Annotated in this window: 16 protein-coding genes; 5 read left to right on the forward strand and 11 right to left on the reverse strand. The window is 68.1% G+C overall.

The features are described from left to right. The first annotated feature begins 50 nt into the window (after positions 1-50). Together EHF44_RS21135 and EHF44_RS21140 are read left to right on the forward strand one after the other, a co-directional pair. Entirely contained in the window at positions 51-1,730 is a 1,680-nt protein-coding gene (locus EHF44_RS21135; RefSeq protein WP_124685664.1) for an amidohydrolase, read from the forward strand. Positions 1,731-1,942: 212 nt separating this feature from the next. Next, positions 1,943-2,668 carry a hypothetical protein gene (locus EHF44_RS21140; RefSeq protein ID WP_124685665.1) on the forward strand — a complete coding sequence of 242 codons (726 nt, stop codon included), beginning with the start codon at positions 1,943-1,945 and terminating at the stop codon, positions 2,666-2,668. Positions 2,669-2,732: 64 nt separating this feature from the next. Here EHF44_RS21140 and EHF44_RS21145 read toward each other — a convergent pair whose 3' ends face one another. From EHF44_RS21145 to EHF44_RS21165, 6 genes are all read right to left on the reverse strand, one after another. After that, a complete protein-coding gene (locus EHF44_RS21145; protein WP_124685666.1) occupies positions 2,733-3,053 on the reverse strand; it encodes a hypothetical protein in 321 nt (106 codons plus the stop codon). A 165-nt stretch (positions 3,054-3,218) separates the two neighbouring features. Beyond that, positions 3,219-3,356 (reverse strand): hypothetical protein, encoded by a 138-nt coding sequence (locus tag EHF44_RS28435; RefSeq protein ID WP_172966149.1) that lies wholly within the window; start codon positions 3,354-3,356, stop codon positions 3,219-3,221. A 150-nt stretch (positions 3,357-3,506) separates the two neighbouring features. Beyond that, positions 3,507-4,256 carry a sulfite exporter TauE/SafE family protein gene (locus tag EHF44_RS21150; protein WP_124685667.1) on the reverse strand — a complete coding sequence of 250 codons (750 nt, stop codon included), beginning with the start codon at positions 4,254-4,256 and terminating at the stop codon, positions 3,507-3,509. A 21-nt stretch (positions 4,257-4,277) separates the two neighbouring features. Continuing rightward, on the reverse strand, positions 4,278-4,676 hold the full coding sequence (locus tag EHF44_RS21155) for an FKBP-type peptidyl-prolyl cis-trans isomerase (protein ID WP_124685668.1): 399 nt from the start codon (positions 4,674-4,676) through the stop codon (positions 4,278-4,280). 136 nt (positions 4,677-4,812) lie between these two features. After that, entirely contained in the window at positions 4,813-7,008 is a 2,196-nt protein-coding gene (locus EHF44_RS21160) for a phosphocholine-specific phospholipase C (protein WP_124685669.1), read from the reverse strand. A gap of 49 nt (positions 7,009-7,057) precedes the next feature. Continuing rightward, positions 7,058-7,276 (reverse strand): hypothetical protein, encoded by a 219-nt coding sequence (locus EHF44_RS21165; protein WP_124685670.1) that lies wholly within the window; start codon positions 7,274-7,276, stop codon positions 7,058-7,060. A 369-nt stretch (positions 7,277-7,645) separates the two neighbouring features. Between EHF44_RS21165 and trhA the strand changes: the two genes are divergently transcribed. Continuing rightward, positions 7,646-8,263, forward strand: a complete 618-nt coding sequence (gene trhA, locus EHF44_RS21170) for a PAQR family membrane homeostasis protein TrhA (protein WP_124685671.1) — start codon at positions 7,646-7,648, stop codon at positions 8,261-8,263. 28 nt (positions 8,264-8,291) lie between these two features. Here trhA and EHF44_RS21175 read toward each other — a convergent pair whose 3' ends face one another. From EHF44_RS21175 to EHF44_RS21190, 4 genes are all read right to left on the reverse strand, one after another. Continuing rightward, the gene (locus EHF44_RS21175) at positions 8,292-9,818 is read right to left on the reverse strand and encodes a tripartite tricarboxylate transporter permease (RefSeq protein WP_124685672.1); all 1,527 of its coding nucleotides are present in this window, start codon (positions 9,816-9,818) and stop codon (positions 8,292-8,294) included. Between the two features lie 12 nt (positions 9,819-9,830). Then, the gene (locus EHF44_RS21180; protein ID WP_124685673.1) at positions 9,831-10,337 is read right to left on the reverse strand and encodes a tripartite tricarboxylate transporter TctB family protein; all 507 of its coding nucleotides are present in this window, start codon (positions 10,335-10,337) and stop codon (positions 9,831-9,833) included. Positions 10,338-10,409: 72 nt separating this feature from the next. Further along, on the reverse strand, positions 10,410-11,411 hold the full coding sequence (locus tag EHF44_RS21185; protein ID WP_124685674.1) for a Bug family tripartite tricarboxylate transporter substrate binding protein: 1,002 nt from the start codon (positions 11,409-11,411) through the stop codon (positions 10,410-10,412). A gap of 181 nt (positions 11,412-11,592) precedes the next feature. After that, on the reverse strand, positions 11,593-12,798 hold the full coding sequence (locus EHF44_RS21190; protein ID WP_124685675.1) for a pyridoxal-phosphate-dependent aminotransferase family protein: 1,206 nt from the start codon (positions 12,796-12,798) through the stop codon (positions 11,593-11,595). Positions 12,799-13,048: 250 nt separating this feature from the next. Between EHF44_RS21190 and EHF44_RS21195 the strand changes: the two genes are divergently transcribed. Together EHF44_RS21195 and EHF44_RS21200 are read left to right on the forward strand one after the other, a co-directional pair. Continuing rightward, positions 13,049-13,741: a GntR family transcriptional regulator gene (locus tag EHF44_RS21195; RefSeq protein ID WP_124685676.1), complete on the forward strand. Its 693-nt coding sequence runs from the start codon at positions 13,049-13,051 to the stop codon at positions 13,739-13,741. 83 nt (positions 13,742-13,824) lie between these two features. Beyond that, a complete protein-coding gene (locus EHF44_RS21200) occupies positions 13,825-16,845 on the forward strand; it encodes an FAD-binding and (Fe-S)-binding domain-containing protein (protein WP_124685677.1) in 3,021 nt (1,006 codons plus the stop codon). Between the two features lie 343 nt (positions 16,846-17,188). Here the strand turns inward: EHF44_RS21200 and EHF44_RS21205 are convergent, their stop codons facing one another. Beyond that, complete coding sequence (locus EHF44_RS21205; protein ID WP_124685678.1) at positions 17,189-19,624, reverse strand: penicillin acylase family protein; 2,436 nt, start codon at positions 19,622-19,624, stop codon at positions 17,189-17,191. Positions 19,625-19,852 lie beyond the last annotated feature (228 nt).

Genomic DNA, 19,852 nt, shown 5'->3' on the forward strand with positions numbered 1-19,852 from the left:
CTGGCAACACCCATAACAAGCACAACAAGCACAACGACAAGGAGTCATCCGTGAAGAAGTCCATTCGCACGCGCCTGCTGGCGCTGGCCGCCATGGCGGCGGTGCAGGCCCACGCGGCACCCACGCTGGTGGAGTCCGTCCAGGGCTACACGCTGCAGAACGACAAGATCGCCAGCTTCAGCGGCCTGGTGTTCGACCAGGGTAAGGTGCTGGCCACCGGCGACGCCGCCGCGCTGCGCGCAAAGTATCCCGATGCCCGGCGCATCGACGGGCAGGGCAAGACGCTGCTGCCGGGCCTGATCGACGCCCACGGCCACGTGTTCCGCCTGGGCTTCAAGACCACGGAGATTTCGCTCTCGGGCACCCATGACCTGCAGGAGGCGCAGGGCATCATCCGCGCCTACGGCCAGAAGAACCCGCAGCGCCAGTGGCTGCTGGGCTATGGCTGGAACCAGGTGAACTGGAAGCTGGGCCGCTTTCCCACCGCCGCCGAGCTGGACGCCGCCGTGTCCGACCGTCCGGCCCGCCTGGTGCGCGTGGACGGCCACGCCGCGTGGCTGAACACCAAGGCGCTGCAGGCGGCCGGCATCACGCGCGATACCAAGGACCCGGCCGGCGGCCGCATCGAGCGCGACGCCAACGGCAACCCGACCGGCGTGCTGGTGGACAAGGCGATGGCGCTGGTCAACGACGTCATCCCGCCGTACACCGACGACGACCGCCGCGCCGCACTGGCGGCCGCGCTGGCGCACATGAACGCGCTGGGCCTGACCGCCGTGGGCGACGCCGGCGTGACCGTGACCGACGACCGCATCTACCGCGAGTTCGCCGACCAGGGCAAGCTGACCACGCGCATCTACGCGATGATCCGCGACACCGGCGACGACTTCAAGGCGCTGTCCGCCAAGGGCCCGGTCATCGGCTACGGCAACGACCGCTACTACCTGCGCGCGGTGAAGCTCTATGGCGACGGCGCGCTGGGCAGCCGGGGCGCGGCCCTGATGGAGCCGTACACCGACGACCACGCGCACAGCGGCCTGCTGTTCATGAGCGACGCCGCCATGCAGGCGGCCGTGAAGACGGCCATCAAGGCCGGCTACCAGGTCAACGTCCACGCCATCGGCGACAAGACCAACCACCAGGTGCTGGACGCCATGGAAGCGGCCTACAAGGACGTGGGCGGCCGCCAGCTGCGCAACCGCATCGAGCACGCCCAGGTGGTGTCGATGCCGGACATCCCGCGCTTCAAGAAGCTGGACCTGATCGCGTCGATGCAGCCCACGCACGCCACCAGCGACATGAACATGGCCGAGGACCGCATCGGCAAGGACCGCATCAAGGGCGCCTATGCCTGGCAGACGTTCCTGAAGCAGGGCACCGTCATTGCCGGCGGGTCCGACTTCCCGGTGGAATCGGCCAACCCGTTCTACGGCCTGCACGCCGCCGTGACCCGCACCGACCACGAAGGCCGCCCGATCAAGGGCTGGCATCCCGAGGAAGCGATGACGCTGCCCCAGGCATTCCGCGCGTTCACGCTGGACGCCGCCTACGCCGAGCACCAGGAAAAGACGCTGGGATCGCTGGAAGCCGGCAAGTGGGCCGACTTCATCGTGGTGGACCGCGACCTGTTCAAGGTGCCCGCAGCCGACATCTGGAAGATCCAGGTGCTGGAAACCTGGGTGGCCGGCGAGCGCGTGTTCGCACGGGGGGATCAGTCGGCCAAGCGTTGATGCTTGCTTGAGGTCGCCCGGCGACGATAGCGGTACCAAAGCAGAAAGCCCCGTTGAACCAAGGTTCAACGGGGCTTTTTTCGTGCCTGCCGACACCGCTTGCGAAGTCTTCCTCAATTCAAGGGTACTGCGATTCCACAAACTGACCGATCGCAATACTGTCGCCGGTTGGGACGGGGCAAGTGGCTCCCAACTTTGGACGGCAGACAACCATGATTTTGACGATCGGATCCTCCCGATCCGCGCCGCGAGGTGTAGTCGCCTTGATTGCGGCACTCTGCGCGGCACTGCAGTCGGGCTGCGCCAGCACCTCGGATCAAACGCTAGGTGCGGCTCCTTCGGCGACTGACTTTGTCCTGCGGCCCGGGAATCCCGGAGATCCGCTCCCGGCGCAGACCACCGCAGCCGGCAGACACTGGCCCGTCGAAGTGCGCGAGGGCATCGAGCGGGTCGTCATGTTCCTGGATGCGGCCAGGGGCCAGCGGATCCACACCTTCGACAATGCCGCCATAGAGAAACTGCTCGATGTGAAATTGCACGGCGATACGAAACTGACCTCTCACATCGGCGCCACACCCTACGGCATCTCAGGCTGGCTAGCCAACTACCAGGCATCGGGGGCGTCGTTTTCAGGTCAGGCAAACCGGTACCGGCCAAGTTCTGCGCTTGGCGACTACGTCTACATCCGCCTGGAAATCTCACCGAAGAAATACTGCCTCGACCCCTATGACCTCGCCGTCTATATCGGCGGCGATTATCGACCCTTGCACCCTGCCCCCTCTTTACACCGGGAAACGCCCGATCTTCCGAGATTCGAGCCAGCGTACGCGTGGGGAATGTTTGAACGGGGGGTGACCGGCATCCACTACGGAAGCCGAAAGATCCATATCAGCATCGAAGAACGATGTGTCGCTGAAGTAGCGATCCTGCACAGGTGAGGATCATCTGGCTTGAAAGAAGACAAGAGGTCTGGCCACGCTCGCCAAACCCCTGCCAAAGCGCTTACTGCGCAGCCGGCGCCTTCTTGTGTGCCTTGGTCGACGACTTCTTCTTTGTCGCCTTGCTGTCGGTCAGCGCCGACGCGGTGCCCTGGTTCGCGCCCTGGGTGTACGGGTCGAACTTGTCGCCGGCGCGGGCGGTGTCGGGCACGTAGCCGTCCTTGTTGGTCACACGCGCCGGGTCCGGCACATAGCCGTCCTTGTTGGTGGCGCGCATGTTGTAGTCGTACCGGTCGGCAGGGTTGGCCGGGCCGGCGGCGGTTGCCAGTCCCGGAGCCAGTACCGCCATTGCCGCTACCGCCAGTGCCATCGTGGACGCTTTCATCGACATCTCCTGCAAACGGTGGGTGGATACACATCGTGCGGAAACCGCACGGCCATCCGTAAGCGTAGCCGTCAGATAGTGAAACCGCCATCTCTGATCGCGCGCGGGGCGCAGCCGGCCGTGCGAAGCCGAAATCGTGCCGGGCGGCACGCAAGGCAGAGGGGGTCAGGGGCGCAGCAGGTCGAAACCGGCCAGGGCCACCACGCCGCTGAGGACGTCCGTGGACATGGCGCCGTTGCCCAAAATCAGGATGGCGGCGGCGGTCCACGTGGTGGCGCAGAAGAGATAGAAACGCTTGTTCATGATGCGGCGGAGAGCCTGCGGACGGCGCAGAGGGCCGGTCCTGACTCAAAGATAGGCGAAAAGCCGGGCCACGCGGGACCGGCGCGGGCGTCAGTATAAACCCTGATGCCGGGGGCCGTGTCGCGTCGCCAGACGTTACGTATTCGCCACTCAGGATGCCAGCACGCGCGGCACGGCCGACACCAGCATCGCCACGCCCGAGCCGGTCAGCAGCGTCAGCACAATGCGCCGGAACGTGATGTCGCTGATGCCGAGGTAGACCCGCGTGCCGATCAGTGTCGGCACCAGCATCGCGGGCGCCACGATGGCGAACATCGGCAGCATCTCGCGCGTGATGATGCCGGTGCCGATGTAGACGCCCATTGTCACGATCAGCGCGCCGAGGTTGAAGTTCTGGATGATGACGCGCTGCTTGTCCTTGTCGTACCCGCGCAGCGTGCACCAGAGCGTCGGCACCACACCGGTGAAGCCGCCAATGCCGCCCATGATGCCGCCGATGCCGCCGGCCACCGCGTCGGCCACGCGGCCGCCGTGATGGATCTTCGGCATCCGCGCCGCCACCAGCATGATCGGGCAGAACACCATCAGGATGGTGCCCAGGCAGAGCTTGAACAGGTTGACGTCCAGCCTGGGCAGCAGGCTCACGCCGATGGGAATGCCGACCAGGCCGCCCAGCAGGAACGGCAGCACGGCCGCCAGATGGAACTGGCGCCGCACGGTCACGGCGGCCAGCAGTTGCCCGGTCAGCGCGCCGAACACCGACATCGCCGCGGCCATGCGCGGGTCCACGCCCCACGCCCAGAACGACATGGCGACCATGCCGAACGCAAAGCCGGACAGCCCCTGCACGAAGCCCGCAACCGCCGCGCCCAGCGCGACGATCACGATGACGGAATCCACGGCGCTGCCCCGGTGCGGGAATCAGCCGCCGATGCCCAGCAGCTCCACCTCGAAGTTCAGCGTCGCGTTGGGCGGGATCGTGCCCGGCACGCCGCGCGCGCCATAGGCCGTCGACGCCGGGCAGGTCAGCTTGGCCTTGCCGCCCACCTGCATCTTCTGCACGCCCTCGGTCCAGCACGGGATCACGCGGTTCAGCGGGAACGAGATCGGCTGGCCGCGCTTGTACGAGCTGTCGAACTCCTTACCGTCGGTCAGCGTGCCGCGATAGTGCACCTTCACGGTGTCGCTGGCCTTGGGCGAGGCGCCCGTGCCCTTGGTCACGGTTTCGATCACCACGCCCGAAGGCAGCGTTTCGGCGGCGGCGGCCACACCCGAGGCGGTCAGCGCGACGGCAGCAAGGAACATCGGAATGGTCTTCATGGAATCCTGTCGAGTCGGGTTCTGGAGGATGGCGCCCGACGCCGCGGCGCGGCCCGGTGCCAGCCGGCAAGTGTACACGCCATGCCGGCCGGCCCCGGGGTGCCGCGCGGGGGGCACGGCACCGCCACGGCACGCCTCAGGCCACCACGCCCATCGCCGGGTCGCTGACCGAATCCTTGCCGGTCTCGATGCGGCCTGCCACGCGGCGGCGGAACGACGGCGCGATGTCGCAGCTCACCTCGAAGTCGTACCAGTTGCCGCTGTCGGCCAGCGGCCACGTCAGCTCGCCGACCTTGCCGGCTTCCACCTTCTGGCCCCACGGGCCGTCCGTGCGGTACGCCTTGGCCGCCACGCCGAACGTGCACGCCTTGTCGCTCCGGTTGTACAGCTTCACCTGCAGCACCGGCGGCTCGCACAGTTCGTAGCAGACCTGGATCTCGGCGCCAGCCGCGCCGGCCTGCTCGCTGGCATCGCCGATGAACGCGCGGTGGTAGCCGTTCGGGCCCAGCACCCAGAGGTCGTACTTGCCGTTGTCGGCCGCCACGTTCCACACGCCGTCCAGGCTCTTGCCGGCCTCCACGACATAGCGGCGCGGGATGGCGTCCAGGTGCAGCCGGTCGTAGACGTGGAAGACCGCGCCGGCCGTGCCGTTGTTGGCGAACGTCAGCGACACGGTCCGGGCCGTGCCATCGACACGCGACGTGGTGTGCAGCTCGTACGGCAGCGCGCGCGACGGCCGCGTGCCCGTGGCCTGCGCCGGCAGTGCCGGCGTGGTGGGCACCGGAATGGCGGCCATCGCCTTCTGCGTCAGCGCAAGGTTGTCCACCGTCACCTTGGTGCTGCGGCCGGCCAGCGTCGGCAGCGGGTCCTTGTTCGGGTTGACGAAGTTGAACGCCGACGTCAGGTCGCCGCAGACCGCCCGGCGATAGGCGCCGATCTGCGGCTCCTTCACGCCAAAGCGCTTTTCCAGGAAGAGCAGCGTCGACGTGTGGTCGAACACCTGCGAATTGACGTAGCCGCCGCGGCTCCACGGCGACACCACCCACATCGGCACGCGCGGGCCCGGGCCGTAGGGCTTGCCGTCGATGGCCGACTGGGCGGCCGTGGCCGGCGTGTAGTTGTGGTACTCGAACGCCATGTCGGCGTCACTGAGCGTGCTGCCGCCGGCCAGCGAGGCATCGGCATTGCGCGACGGGGCCGAAGGCGGCGGCACGTGGTCGAAGAAGCCGTCGTTCTCGTCGTAGTTGATCAGCAGCACGGTCTTGCTGAAGACCTCGGGGTTGGCCGTCAGCGCGTCCAGCACCTGCTGCACGTACCAGCCGCCCTGCGCCGGGCTGGACGGCCCCGGATGCTCGCTGTAGAGCGACGGCGGGATGATCCACGAAATCTCGGGCAGCGTGCCGTTCTGCACGTCGTCGCGGAACGACTGCAGCAGCCCGTCGGGCATCGTGTTGCCAAAGCCCCTGGCCAGCGGGCTCAGCGCGTCGTCGATGGCCGGATCGTAGGCGGGCGACGTGCCCGGCAGCGCCACGGGCCGGCGCGCCACCGGCATCGACTCGATGGCCGCGCGCCAGTGGCGGAAGCTCATCATCTCGTTGCAGCCGTAGTTGTCGGCCAGGCTCTGGTAGACCTTCCAGCTCACGCCGGCGTCGACCAGGCGGTCCGCGTAGGTCTTCCACGTCCAGCCCTGCGTGGACGGCCCCACGTCGTTACCGCCGTTGAACTCGTTGACCATGGCCGCCACGTTGGCGCCGCTGGGGCCGTTGGTGCCGGTCCAGTAGAACAGCCGGTTCGGGATGGTGCCCGTGTGCATCGAGCAGTGGTAGGCGTCGCACAGCGTGAACGCATCGGCCAGCGCGCGCTGGAACGGAATCTCGGCCGTGTCGTAGTACGACATCGACAGCCGGTTCTTGGCCACGGGCCAGCGGTTCATGCGGCCGTGGTCCCACGCGGCCTGGGCGTCGGGCCAGGTATGCGGCGTGCTGCCGGCGCGCTGCGCGTTGCCCAGCGAGCCGTCCAGCCGGTACGGGGTGATCGTGTTGTTGGTGGCGTCGGTCTGGAAGAACGCGTTCTGGCCGTTGGCCAGCGGGATCGCAAAGCGGTCGCCATAGCCGCGCACGCCCTTGAACGTGCCGAAGTAGTTGTCGAACGAGCGGTTTTCCAGCATCAGCAGCACCACGTGCTTGACGTCCTGGATGGTGCCGGTGGCGTTGTTCGCCTCGATGGCCAGCGCCCGGCGGATGCTGGGCGGGAACGATGCCAGCGTGGCGGCGGCGGCCGCGGTGCCGAGCGTGTTGCGCAGGAACTTGCGCTTGGAGGGGTTGAATGTCATGCGGGGAGCGTGTCGGTTGGGTGGGATCGGTGCAGGCGCGGCGCCTGCGTCACGGTGCCGGCGCGCAATGCGCCGTGGTGCAGGCGGCGGGCGGCTTGGTGCCGCCGCCGTCGTTGCCGCCACCCGTGGCCGGCGGCGGCGTGGGCTGGCCGCCGCTGTTGTTGTTGTCATCGCCGCCGCAGCCGCCCAGCAGCAGCGCCAGGCACAGCACGCCGGCGCCAAGCAGCGGCCTGTGCATGCGCGAATGAACAGGTTTCGTGAGGATCATGGTCGAGGTCAGGTTGGTTCGCGTGACTGATCCGGGCGTCGAAGCACCTTGTCGCCCGTGCACATCCCGGCCGCCTTTGTCCTCCAATGTCTTGTCTGACAACGATTACCCCCCGGTGGAGGGGTATCGGCGGGCGAGACGTGGAAGTCTGGACGCTTGATATGTCAACCATGTGACCATAACGATACGATCGGCCGTTTGAAAGTCAACCGTTTGCGAATGAACGGAAAACGAACGCAAAACGACAGCCGGACACACGGACGTCATGTTGGCGGGGCCAATTGCGCGGCTTCTGCCCGCTTCGTCGGGGTATGGCGCCGATCCATGCCACAATGGCCGCTTGCCAACTACGCACACGGAGCTTTCGGGATGTATCGCGGGGAACGGTTCAATGGCTACAGCCACCTGGTTGGCGCGGTGTTGTCCGCGGCAGGGATGGCCGTACTGGTGACGACGTCGGCGCTTTACCACGACGTCTGGAAGGTGGTCAGCTCGGTGGTCTACGGCACCACGCTGGTCCTGCTCTACACGATTTCCACGGTCTATCACAGCATGCGCGGGCCGGCCAAGGACGTGTTCCGGCGACTCGACTACTGCGCGATCTACCTGCTGATCGCCGGCAGCTACACGCCGTTTGCGCTGGTCACGCTGCGCGGCCCGTGGGGCTGGACGCTCTTCGGTATCAACTGGGCGCTGGCCGCCATCGGCATCGTCCAGGAGCTATGGATCGGCCACCGCACCCGCGTGCTGTCGCTGTCGATCTACGTGATCATGGGCTGGCTGGTGCTGATCGCGTTCCAGCCGCTCACGGCGGTGCTGCCCCCGGCTGGCCTGTACTGGCTGGTGGCCGGCGGCGCCATCTACACCGCCGGCATCGGCTTCTTCCTGTTCGACGAGAAGGTGCGGCACTTCCACGGCATCTGGCACCTGTTCGTGCTGGCGGGCAGCTTCTGCCAGTTCATCAGCATCCTGTTCTACGTCAACTGAATGCGTCGCGGCCCGCCCTGGGCCGGGGCTACTCCGCGGCGCCGCCCGGCGCCGACACCATCTTGCGGCGGCGAGACTTTTCCAGCACCCCGCCGACAACCGGCCACACCAGGATCACCACGGCCAGCGCCATGATCGTGCCGACCAGGCCGTTCGACCAGAACACGTTCATCTCGCCCTGCGACATCAGCATGGTCTGCCGGAACGCGTCCTCGGCCCGGTCGCCCAGCACCAGCGCCAGCACCAGCGGCGCCAGCGGGTAGTCGAGCTTCTTGAGCACGTAGCCGATGACGCCGAAGATCAGCATCAGCCAGACGTCGAACATGGCGTTGTGCACCGTGAACGCGCCGATGGCGCAGACCACCAGGATCAGCGGCGCGATGATCGCGAACGGAATGCGCAGGATGGCGGCAAACAGCGGCACCGTGGACAGCACCACGATCAGCCCCGCCAGGTTGCCCAGGTACATGCTGGCGATCAGCCCCCAGACGAACGTCTTCTGCTCGGCAAACAGCAGCGGCCCCGGCTGCAGGCCCCAGATCATCAGCCCGCCCAGCAGCACCGCCGCCGTGGCCGACCCCGGGATGCCCAGCGCCAGCATCGGCAGCAGCGCGCTGGTGCCGGCCGCATGCGCGGCGCATTCCGGTGCGATCACGCCCTCGACGTTGCCCTTGCCGAACGTGTCGCGCTTGCGCGAGAAGCGCTTGGCCACGCCGTAGCCCATGAACGACGCCGCCGTGGCGCCGCCCGGCGTCACGCCAAGCCAGCAGCCGATGACCGACGAGCGGATCAGCGTCATCCAGTAGCGCGGCAGTTCGGCCCACGTCCTGAGCACCACCTTGAGGTCGATGCTGGCCTTCTTGCCGCGGAATGCCACGCCCTCTTCCATCGTCATCAGGATCTCGCTGATGCCGAACAGGCCGATCACCACCACCAGGAAGTCAAAGCCGCGCAGCAGCTCGGTGGAGCCGAAGGTCATGCGCAGCGTGCCGGACACCGTGTCCATGCCCACCGCCGCCAGCGCAAAGCCGATGCACATCGCGATGACGATCTTGGCCTTGGCCTCCTTGCCCATGCCGATGAAGCTGCAGAACGTGAGGAAGTAGACCGCGAAGAATTCCGGCGGCCCGAACCGCAGCGCGAACTTTGCCACCATCGGCGCCAGGAACGTGATCAGCAGCACGCCGGCCAGCGCGCCCAGGAACGACCCCGTGAACGCCGACGTCAGCGCCCGGCCGGCCTCGCCCTGCTGGGCCATCGGGTAGCCGTCGAACGTCGTGGCCACCGACCACGCCTCGCCGGGGATGTTGAACAGGATCGACGTGATGGCCCCGCCGAACAGCGCGCCCCAGTAGATGCAAGACAGCATGATGATGGCCGACGTGGGCTCCATCGAGAACGTCAGCGGCAGCAGGATCGCCACGCCGTTGGGGCCGCCCAGCCCCGGCAGCACGCCCACCACGATGCCGAGCAGGATGCCCACCAGCATCAGGCCGACGTTGTGCCACGACATGGCCACGGCAAAGCCGCCCATCAATGCATTGAGTTCTTCCATGCGCGTTCCCCTTCAGAAGCCGAAGGCCGCTTCGAGCGGGCCCTTGGGCAGCGGCACGCGGAACTGCATCTCGAAGATCCAGAACAGCGCCGCGTTGATGACCACGCCGGTCAGCACGGCACGCCACCACGCGAACTTGCCGATGGCCAGCATGAAGCCGGCGATGAAGATGGCCGATGCCACGTAGATGCCCAGGAACCCGATCAGCGCCACGTACACGGTCAGCGGCACCAGAATGACCGCCACCTGCCGCAACTGCGGCCACGTCACGAAGACGGCGTCGTTCGGCGTGCGCAGCGCCGTCCACAGCACGGCCAGGCAGGCGATGAAGATCAGCGCGCCGATGCGCAGCGGAAAATAGCCGGCCTGCGGCCCGTCGGGCGCCCAGCCCGCGCCGATCCCGTAGTTGGTGACCATCACCACCACCGCGCCGGCCGCGATCAGCACCGCCATGGCGATCTCCGCCGCGCGCACCGATATCGCCGCCGGCGCGGCGTCCTCATGTGTTTCGTCGTGCATGGAATCCGTCTCCCCGCTCTTGTGTCAGGCTCCCCCCGCCCGCGCGGCGGGCCAGGGGGAGACCACCCTGCCCTACTTGGCCGCCACGAAGCCCGCTTCCTTGATGATGTCCTTGTGGCGCGTCTCGTCGGTCGTCAGGAACTCGGTCAGCTTCTGGCCCGTGACAAAGTCGTTCTTGAGCGCGTTCTTTTCCAGGTATTCCTTCCACTCGGGCGTCGCCACCACCTTCTGCATCAGGTCGACGTAGTACTTCTGCTGGTCCGGCTTGACGCCGCCGGGCAGCATGAACACGCGCAGCATCTGGTACTGCACGTCCAGCCCCTGCTCCTTGCAGGTGGGAATGTCGTGCCAGCTCTGTGTGCCGGTGATCTTCGAGGTGTACTGCATGCGGTCCGGCGCGAACACGCAGAGCGCGCGGTGCTCGCCGGCGCGCCACTGGCCCACCGATTCGGACGGGTTGTTGACGTTGGAGTCGATGTGCTTGCCCGATAGCTGCGTGGCGGCCTCGCCGCCGCCCTTGTACGGGATGTAGATGAACCGCACGCCGGCCTTGCGCTCGGTCTGCGCGGTGATGATCTGGTCCTCGCGCTTGGAGCTGGTGCCGCCCATCTTGAACTTGCCCGGGCTCTTCTTGACCTCGGCCAGGTAGTCCGACGGCGTCTTGTACGGGTCCTGCGCGTTGGTCCAGAGCACGAACTCGTCCATGGCGACCATCGCCACCGGCGTCAGGTCGCGCCAGTTGAACGGCAACTGGCTGATCATCGGCACCGTGTAGAGCGCCGACGACGTGACCAGCAGCTTGTGCGCGTCGCCCTTCGACGCCTTGGTGTCCATCAGCCCTTCCGCGCCGCTGGCCCCCGCCTTGTTCACGACGATCATCGGCTGGTTCATCAGCTTGTGCTTGGCGATGATGCCCTGGATCGAGCGCGCCATCTGGTCCGACGCGCCGCCGGCACTGAACGGCACCACCACTTCCACGGGCTTGGTCGGCTCCCAGGCCAGGGCCGGGGTGGCCCAACCAGCGCCGAACAGCGAAGCACACGCGAGCGCGCGTGCGGCATAACGCAACGTCATGATCTGTCTCCTAGGGTAGCGGGGCGCCTCTGGCGGGCGGCCTCGGTTTGCGGTGATGACTGCGGGTGCTGCGGACTCCTGGAAAAACCGGATCGGGCCTGTGCCGATCCCTGCTGATCTGCGCCCCGCTCCCGTCCTGTTGTCCTGGGGAAGCGGGGCGCCTGTGTCATGCCATGGCGTGCTACGCCGCGCGCAGCGCCGGCTTCGACGCCGCCTCGCGCAGGCTGGCCATCGCGGCCAGCACGCCGCCGGTCTGGTGCGGCACGCCGGCCAGCGCCAGCCCCATCTCCACGCCGGCAAGCGTGCCCATCAGCGTCAGGTCGTTGAAATCGCCAAGGTGGCCGATGCGGAAGACCTTGCCGGACAGCTTGGACAGCCCCTGCCCCAGCGACATGTTGAAATGTTCGAGCGTCACCTTGCGGAACGCGTCCGCGTTGTGGCCATCGGGCATGACCACGGCGGTCAGCGCCGGGCTGTACTCGGCCGGGTTCTGGCACAGGATCTCCAGCCCCCAGGCGGTCACGCAGGCGCGCGTGGCGGCGGCGTGGCGCTGGTGGCGCGCAAAGACGTTGGGCAGCCCTTCCTCGAACAGCATGTCGCACGCCTCGGACAGCCCGTAGAGCAGGTTCGTGGCCGGCGTGTACGGCCAGAAGCCGTTCTTGTTCGATTCCAGGATCTCGTCCCAGCCCCAGAACGCCTTGGGCAGCTTTGCGTGGGCAGACGCCGCCACGGCCTTCTGGCTGACCGCGTTGAACGAGATGCCCGGCGGCAGCATCAGCCCCTTCTGCGAGCCCGACACCGTCACGTCCACGCCCCACTCGTCATGCCGGTAGTCGACCGAGCCGAGCGACGAGATGGTGTCGACCAGCAGCAGCGCCGGATGGCTGGCGCCGTCGATGGCGCGCCGCACGGCCGCGATGTCGGACGTGACGCCGGTCGACGTCTCGTTGTGCACCACGCAGACGGCCTTGATCTCGTGGCCGCGGTCCTCGGCCAGCCGCGCGCCAATGGCGGCGGCATCCACGCCGTGGCGCCAGTCGCCGACGATGAACTCGGGCTTCAGGCCCAGCTTGTCGGCCATCTTCTTCCAGAGCGAGGCGAAGTGGCCGGTCTCGTACATCAGCACCTTGTCGCCGGGCGACAGCGTGTTGACCAGCGCCGCCTCCCACGCGCCGGTGCCCGACGCCGGGTAGATCACCACCGGCTGCGTGGTCTGGAACACCTTGCGGATATCGGCCAGCACCTTCTTGCCCAGTTGCTGGAACTCGGGGCCGCGATGGTCGATGGTCGGGTAGTCCATCGCGCGCAGCACGCGGTCGGGCACGTTGGTGGGGCCCGGAATCTGCAGGAAGTGCCGGCCACTCGGATGGGAATTCAGTCGGATCATGTCGCCTCGCGTCCTTACGTTTGAATTTTGTATTCAAAAAACCGGGATGCACGACCGCGTCGGCATGCGGGATAATGTTGGCCGGCGCAAGCACCTGCCTCTCCGCTACAAACCCTTATAAATCGACGTCTATAAGGAATACCTGCCGCTCGCCGCCGGGTTCCGGTAAGGGAAAACGCTACCGGAACCTGATTCGTGCTTGCCCCAGAGTAGGTTTTGAATACAATACTGTCAAGCCACACGATCCCTGATGAGCACAATTCCAACCCTCTCCGCGCCAGCCGTCGACCGCCAGATCCTGCATGTGGCGGTGGCCCAGCGCCTGCGCACGATGATCATGGAAGGCGATCTGGCGCCCGGCACCCGCCTGAACGAGCGCGTGCTGTGCGATCTGCTCCAGGTGTCGCGTACGCCGCTGCGCGAGGCGTTCAAGGTGCTGGCCGCCGACGGCCTGGTGACGCTGCTGCCCAACCGCGGCGCCGAGGTCGTGGTGCTGTCGAAGGAAACCATCGACCACCTGTTCGAGATGATGGGCGCGCTGGAGGCCATGTCCGGCGAACTGGCCTGCGAGCGCATCACCGAGGCCGAGCTGAACGAAATCCGCGCGCTGCACTTCGAGATGCTGGCCTGCCATGCGCGGCGCGACCTGCCCAACTACTACGCGCTGAACCGGCGCATCCACGACGCCATCAACGCCGCCGCGCGCAATCCGATCCTTGAGGAGACTTATCGCCGCATCAACCTGCGTATCCAGGCGCTGCGCTTCCGCTCGAACTTCGACCACGACAAATGGGACATGGCCGTGCGCGAGCACGGCGCCATGCTCGATGCCCTGGCCAGACGCGACGGCGCGGCGCTGCGAGACATCCTGCGCGCGCACCTGAAGCACAAGCACGACGCGCTGATCGCCGAACTAGAACGCGCCCAGGACGTCGCCGCCTGAGCCGCCTGCGCGCCGCGCGGCGCGCATCGGGCACAGGTGGCGGGGTCCGGCAAGGCGCCCGCAACCCGGAGACATCCCCGCCCATGGCCTTGCCCGTCACTCCCACGCCGCCCGGCGTGCAGCCGCTGCGCTTCATGCCCGGCGCGGCGTCCGCCCCCGCCCTGCAATCGCCGCTGTACCGGCGCCTGGCCGCCGAACTGCGCGGCGACGTGCTGTTCGACACCGCCAGCCGCGGCCGCTATGCCACCGACGCGTCGATCTACCAGATCATGCCGCTGGGCGTGGTGGTGCCGCGCGACGAAGCCGACGCCCGGCTGGCGCTGGACATCGCCCGCGACCTCAAGGCGCCGCTGCTGCCGCGCGGCGGCGGCACCAGCCAGTGCGGCCAGACCGTGGGCGAGGCGCTGGTCATCGACAACAGCAAGTACCTGAACCAGGTGGTCGATTTCGATCCCGTGGCGTGCACGGTGACCGTGCAGCCCGGCATCGTGCTGGACCACCTGAACGCCTGGCTCAAGTCGCACGGCCTGTGGTTCCCGGTGGACGTCTCCACGGCCGCGCAATGCACGATCGGCGGAATGACCGGCAACAACTCGTGCGGCTCGCGCTCCATCCAGTACGGCAACATGGTGCACAACGTGCTGGGCGTGCAGGCCATCCTGGCCAATGGCGACGACGTGCGCTTCGACGCGCAGTGGCCGGCGGACGACGCCCCGCACCGCGCCATCGCCGACGGCGTGCGCCGCATTGCCGCGCGCGAAGCCGATGCCATCGCGCAGATGTACCCCCGGGTGCTGCGGCGCGTGGGCGGCTACAACCTCGACATCTTCGCGCCGCGCAACGAGCGGCCCTACACGGCCGACGGCAGCGTCAACCTGGCGCACCTGCTGGTGGGCTCCGAAGGCACGCTGGCCTACTTCCGGCAGATCACGCTGCAGCTGGCGCCGCTGCCCACGCACAAGACGCTCGGCGTGGTCAACTTCCCCACCTTCTACCAGTCGATGGACCTGACGCGCCATATCGTCGCGCTCAAGCCGGCCGCCGTGGAGCTGGTGGACCGCACGATGATCGACCTGGCGCGCGGCAACCCCGCGTTCCGGCCCGTGATCGAGCGCGCGCTGATCGGCGCGCCCGAGGCCATTCTGCTGGTCGAGTTCGCCGGCGAGGACCGCGACGCCACGCTGCGCGGCCTGCGCCAGCTGGTGGAGCTGATGGCCGACCTGGGCCTGCCCGGATCGGTGGTCGAGATGCCCGACGCCGGCCCGCAGAAGGCGCTGTGGGAAGTCCGCAAGGCCGGGCTGAACATCATGATGAGCATGAAGGGCGACGGCAAGCCGGTGTCGTTCATCGAGGACTGCGCGGTGCCGCTGGAACACCTGGCCGAGTACACGTCGCGCCTGACCGAGGTCTTCCACAAGCACGGCACGCGCGGCACCTGGTACGCCCACGCCAGCGTGGGCACGCTGCACGTGCGGCCGATCCTGGACATGCGCCGCGACGGCGCGGCCAAGATGCGCGCCATCGCCGAGGAAGCCGCCGCGATGGTGCGCGAGTACAAGGGCGCCTACTCGGGCGAGCACGGCGACGGCCTGTGCCGCGGCGAATGGGTGGCCTGGCAGTTCGGGCCGTCGCTGGCGCGCGCGTTCGAGGAGGTCAAGGCGCTGTTCGATCCGGACAATCGCTGCAACCCGGGCAAGATCGTGCGCACGCCGAAGATGGACGACACCGCGCTGTTCCGCTTTCCGCCCGGCTACTCCGTCACGCCGCTGACGCCGGCGCTGGACTGGTCGGCCTGGAACGTCACGCGCGACCCCGTCACCGAGGCCGAGAGCGCGCCGGGCACGGGCCTGGACCCCGCGCGCGGCCTGGCCGCCGCCGTGGAGATGTGCAACAACAACGGCCACTGCCGCAAATTCGACGCCGGCACGATGTGCCCGAGCTACCGCGTCACGCGCGACGAGCAGCACCTGACGCGCGGCCGCGCCAACACGCTGCGGCTGGCGCTGTCCGGCCAGCTTGGCCCCGACGGGCTGCTCGACCCGGCCGTCAAGGAGACGATGGACCTGTGCGTGTCGTGCAAGGGCTGCAAGCGCGACTGCCCGACCGGCATCGACATGGCCAAGATGAAGATCGAGGTGCGCGCCGCCAACGCCCGCGCCGGCCGCCTGCGCGCGCGCGACCGCCTGGTGGCCTTCCTGCCGCGCTACGCCGGCATCGCCAGCAAGCTGCCCTGGCTGTTCAACCTGCGCGACCGCGTGCCGGGGCTGCCGCAGCTTGGCGAGCGGCTGCTGGGCCTGTCCGCGCGGCGCTCGCTGCCGCGCTGGCAGCCGGCCTTCGTGCGCGACGACTATGTCGCCCAGCCCACGGCGGACAAGGAAGTGCTGCTGTTCGTCGATACCTTCAACAACCACATGGAGCCCGAAAACGCCCGCGCGGCGCAGCGCGTGCTGCAGGCGGCCGGCTACACCGTCCACCTGTCCGGCGTGCCCGGCGAGCGCCCGCTCTGCTGCGGCCGCACGTTCCTGGCCGCCGGGCTGGTCGACGAGGCCCGCGCGGAGGCCCGGCGCGCGCTCGACGCGCTGCTGCCGTACGTCGAACGGGGCGTGGCGGTGGTAGGGCTGGAGCCGTCGTGCCTGCTGTCGATGCGCGACGAATTCCTGCAGTACGGCTACGGCGACGCCGCGCAACGGCTGGCCGACCACGCGTTCCTGTTCGAGGAATTTCTGGTCCGCGAGCACGCCGCCGGCCGCTTTGCCCCGGCGCTGAAGCCAGTCGGCCACGCCCAGGCGCTGCTGCACGGCCACTGCCACCAGAAGGCATTCGACGCGGTACGGCCGGTGGAACAGGTGCTGGGCTGGATTCCCGGGCTGAAGACGTCGCTGATCGAATCGTCATGCTGCGGCATGGCCGGCAGCTTCGGCTACGAGGCCGAGCACCACGCGGTCTCGATGAAGATGGGCGAGCTGTCGCTGCTGCCCGCCGTACGCAAGGCCGACGCCGACACGCTGGTCGTCGCCGACGGCACCAGCTGCCGCCACCAGATCCACGACGGCACCGGCCGCCAGGCCATCCACGTAGCCCGGGTGCTGGAGATGGCGTTGTAGGTCTGATTTGGTTTGGTTTGGTTTGTTTTTGCTCCCCTCTCCCACACCGTGGGAGAGGGGTTGGGGGAGAGGGCCGGCGCCTGAAATCGCGACCTGTCGTCGCCCACTACGTGCCTTGCTCCCCTCTCCCACACCGTGGGAGAGGGGTTGGGGGAGAGGGCCGGCGCCTGAAATCCCGACCTGTCGTCGCCCACTGCGTGCCTTGCTCCCCTCTCCCACACCGTGGGAGAGGGGTTGGGGGAGAGGGCGACGAGGTTCTGCTTGCCGACCGTCGCAATTTGCACCACTGGCCCTCTCCCCCGGCCCCTCTCCCGCAAGCGGGAGAGGGGAGCACACCCCCCCCCTACTGCGGCACCAGTTCCACCCGTTCCCTGCTTTCCTTTTCCACCGCCTTGCGCGTGTAGACCAGCGGAAAGTAATCGCCCTTGGCCCACAGCGGCGCCAGGTCGCGGTAGTGGGGGCTGGCCGGGTTGCCCGACTGTCCCGGCGTGTTGACCGCGCGCGAGGCGTCCCAGTTGCCGACGTCGAGCACCATGCGGAACGACGCGCCGGCGGTCAACTGGAAGTCGCTGTTGCGGTAGCTCGTGTTCATCGGCGTGAATGACGACCCGCCGATCGGGCCCGCGTTGACGTCGAACTGCTGGCGCTGCGTGGCGTCGAGGATCGGGTCCAGCGGGTGGCTGAACACAGCCGTGTGCAGCTTGCCCCATTGCCACGCCTTCGGGTCGGTGCCGAGCTTTTTCTCGACCTCGACCATGGCCGACTTCAGCGTGCCGAACAGGATGTCGTTGCGCTTGTCCATCGCCATCCACGTGTCGGGACGCTCCAGCACCGCGATCACGCGGCTGGCGTCGCCGGCGCCGACCAGGCGCGACGCGTCCGCCGGCAGCGCGGCCCGCACCACCGCCGGGCGCAGGTACTTGCTGAACCAGACCTCGAACAGCGCGGCCGGCGCGCTGGTGGCGCGGGCGTTGCCGTCCCAGTTGCGCAGCAGGTCCAGCCCGCGCTGCACCTGCGGGTCGCTGCTGTTCAGCGGCTTGACCAGCGCCACCACGCGCTGCGCGGGCAGCGACACGGTGTCGTTCTGCCACGCCATCGAATCCTCCAGCGAACTGCGCGGATTCGCCGCCACTAGCGCCTTGAGCCGGCGTGCGCGCGAGCTGTCGCTCCATTCGTACCCCACGCCGATCTTCGCGGCCGGATGCTCGGGCGGGATGTTGTTCTCGTTGGCCGTCACGACGAAGCCCGGCGACGGGTTGAACGCCCACGGCAACTCGTCCATGTTGCGATAGCCGGCCCACTCGTAGCGGCCATCGCCGGGCACCGGCATCAGGCCGTCCCAGTTCGGGCGGTTCACGGTCAGGCCGCCCGGAATCCAGCCGATGTTGCCGGTGCGGTCCGCGTACACCTGGTTCTCGCCGGGCGCGCCCCAGCGGTTCATCGCCGCGCGGAACTGGTCCCAGTTCTGGGCGCGCATGTAGTCCATCGACCCGAAGTACGGCGCCATGCCGTAGTCAAGCCACGCGGCGCGCAGCGCGTAGGCGCGGCCGGCCTTGGCGTCGGCGTACAGCACCGGCCCGTGCCGCGTGTAGTCGATCGTCACCTTGCGGGGCGTGGGCTCGCCGCGCACGGCGATCTGCTCGGTGACCGTTTCCATCGGCTCCCAGCGGCCCTTGTAGCGATATTCGTGTGGCTGCGCGGGATTGGTCTCGTAGACGTAGAGGTCTTCCTGGTCCATGTAGAACCGGGTCAGGCCGAACGCGATGGTGCCGTTGTGGCCGATCGAGATGCCGGGCAGGAACGGCTCGCCCGCGCCGATCACCGACAGCCCCGGCGCGTTCAGGTGGCTGATGTAGCGCAGGCTCGGCGCGCCATGCGCGCGGTGCGGATCATTGGCCAGGATCGGCCGGCCCGTGGTGGTGCGGCTGCCGGCGATGACCCAGTTGTTCGAGCCCAGGCTGCGGCCCGTGTCGCTGTTGGCGTCCACCGTTGCGTAGAGCTGGTCCACCGGCAGGCTGGCGGCCTTGGCGGCGCCCTGCCACCAGTCCTTCGGAAAGCGCGGCGGCGCCGTGGCCAGGTCGTACGCCTTGCGCAGTTCGGCGCCGGGCAGCCCGCACGGGTCCAGCCCGTCCGGCAGCCTGGGCTCCACCGGCGGATCGAGTTCGCGGCGCACCCAGTCGGCGCGCACCGCGTTCGGCCTGGCGTGGCAGAACACCTGCGCGCGGTCGATCTCGCCGGTGAAGTTCAGCGTCAGGCCGTGGTGGCGGATGCGCACCACGTCCTCGGCGCGCCAGCGCGACGGCTTGTAGTTGAGGATCTTGAACTCGGGCGGCAGCAGTTCCGGGCGGGCCTCCACCTGCGCCACGTAGGCGTTCACGCCGGCCACGAATGCCTCGGCCACGCGCTTGGCATCGGACCCGTAGGCCAGCCATTCGCGGTACATGTCGCCGCGGAACAGCACCGCGCGCGCCATGCGGTCGCCGTCGACGTAGGCCGGGCCGAAGTCCCTGGCCATCTCGCCCAGCCCGCGCTTGCGCCACAGGTCGATCTGCCAGAGCCGGTCGCGCGCGGCCATGAAGCCCTGCACGTAGAATGCGTCGTAAAGCGTATTGGCGTAGATGTGCGGCACGCCCCAGCGGTCCACCAGCACCGTGGCCGGTTTTTCCAGGCCCGGCACGGCGAACTTGTCGGGGCCGGCGGCCCCGGCGGGCAGGCTGGCGGCGGCCAGCCAGGCGGCGACGGCAACAGCGCCGCGCCATGGACGGATCAGACGGGACATCGCGACTCCTCGGCGGAAACTGCTGCGAGGATAGCGGAATGTGACGGCCACGGCGATCATGCGCCGCCGCAACCCCGCCGCATCGTCCATGCGGTGCGGCGGCCACGTCCGGCGCCGCAAGCCGAGGCTGATAATGATTCTCATCTGGTGCGGCAACCAATCCCGGCGCGGATGGCCGGGCGTTTTGATTACGGTTGATGACGCCTGGGCTGCAAATCTTGCGACGCT

Origin of the sequence: Cupriavidus pauculus (assembly GCF_003854935.1) — a bacterium.
GTDB classification, from domain to species: Bacteria; Pseudomonadota; Gammaproteobacteria; order Burkholderiales; family Burkholderiaceae; genus Cupriavidus; species Cupriavidus pauculus_C.

Excerpts from the sequence above, each read along its gene's own strand:
- EHF44_RS21180 (WP_124685673.1), bottom strand. The coding sequence starts at position 10,337 with ATGCACGACGAAACACATGAGGACGCCGCGCCGGCGGCGATATCGGTG.
- EHF44_RS21195 (WP_124685676.1), top strand. The coding sequence starts at position 13,049 with ATGAGCACAATTCCAACCCTCTCCGCGCCAGCCGTCGACCGCCAGATC.
- trhA (WP_124685671.1), top strand. The coding sequence starts at position 7,646 with ATGTATCGCGGGGAACGGTTCAATGGCTACAGCCACCTGGTTGGCGCG.
- EHF44_RS28435 (WP_172966149.1), bottom strand. The coding sequence starts at position 3,356 with ATGAACAAGCGTTTCTATCTCTTCTGCGCCACCACGTGGACCGCCGCC.
- EHF44_RS21190 (WP_124685675.1), bottom strand. The coding sequence starts at position 12,798 with ATGATCCGACTGAATTCCCATCCGAGTGGCCGGCACTTCCTGCAGATT.
- EHF44_RS21185 (WP_124685674.1), bottom strand. The coding sequence starts at position 11,411 with ATGACGTTGCGTTATGCCGCACGCGCGCTCGCGTGTGCTTCGCTGTTC.
- EHF44_RS21145 (WP_124685666.1), bottom strand. The coding sequence starts at position 3,053 with ATGAAAGCGTCCACGATGGCACTGGCGGTAGCGGCAATGGCGGTACTG.
- EHF44_RS21160 (WP_124685669.1), bottom strand. The coding sequence starts at position 7,008 with ATGACATTCAACCCCTCCAAGCGCAAGTTCCTGCGCAACACGCTCGGC.
- EHF44_RS21175 (WP_124685672.1), bottom strand. The coding sequence starts at position 9,818 with ATGGAAGAACTCAATGCATTGATGGGCGGCTTTGCCGTGGCCATGTCG.
- EHF44_RS21155 (WP_124685668.1), bottom strand. The coding sequence starts at position 4,676 with ATGAAGACCATTCCGATGTTCCTTGCTGCCGTCGCGCTGACCGCCTCG.
- EHF44_RS21200 (WP_124685677.1), top strand. The coding sequence starts at position 13,825 with ATGGCCTTGCCCGTCACTCCCACGCCGCCCGGCGTGCAGCCGCTGCGC.
- EHF44_RS21205 (WP_124685678.1), bottom strand. The coding sequence starts at position 19,624 with ATGTCCCGTCTGATCCGTCCATGGCGCGGCGCTGTTGCCGTCGCCGCC.
- EHF44_RS21140 (WP_124685665.1), top strand. The coding sequence starts at position 1,943 with ATGATTTTGACGATCGGATCCTCCCGATCCGCGCCGCGAGGTGTAGTC.
- EHF44_RS21165 (WP_124685670.1), bottom strand. The coding sequence starts at position 7,276 with ATGATCCTCACGAAACCTGTTCATTCGCGCATGCACAGGCCGCTGCTT.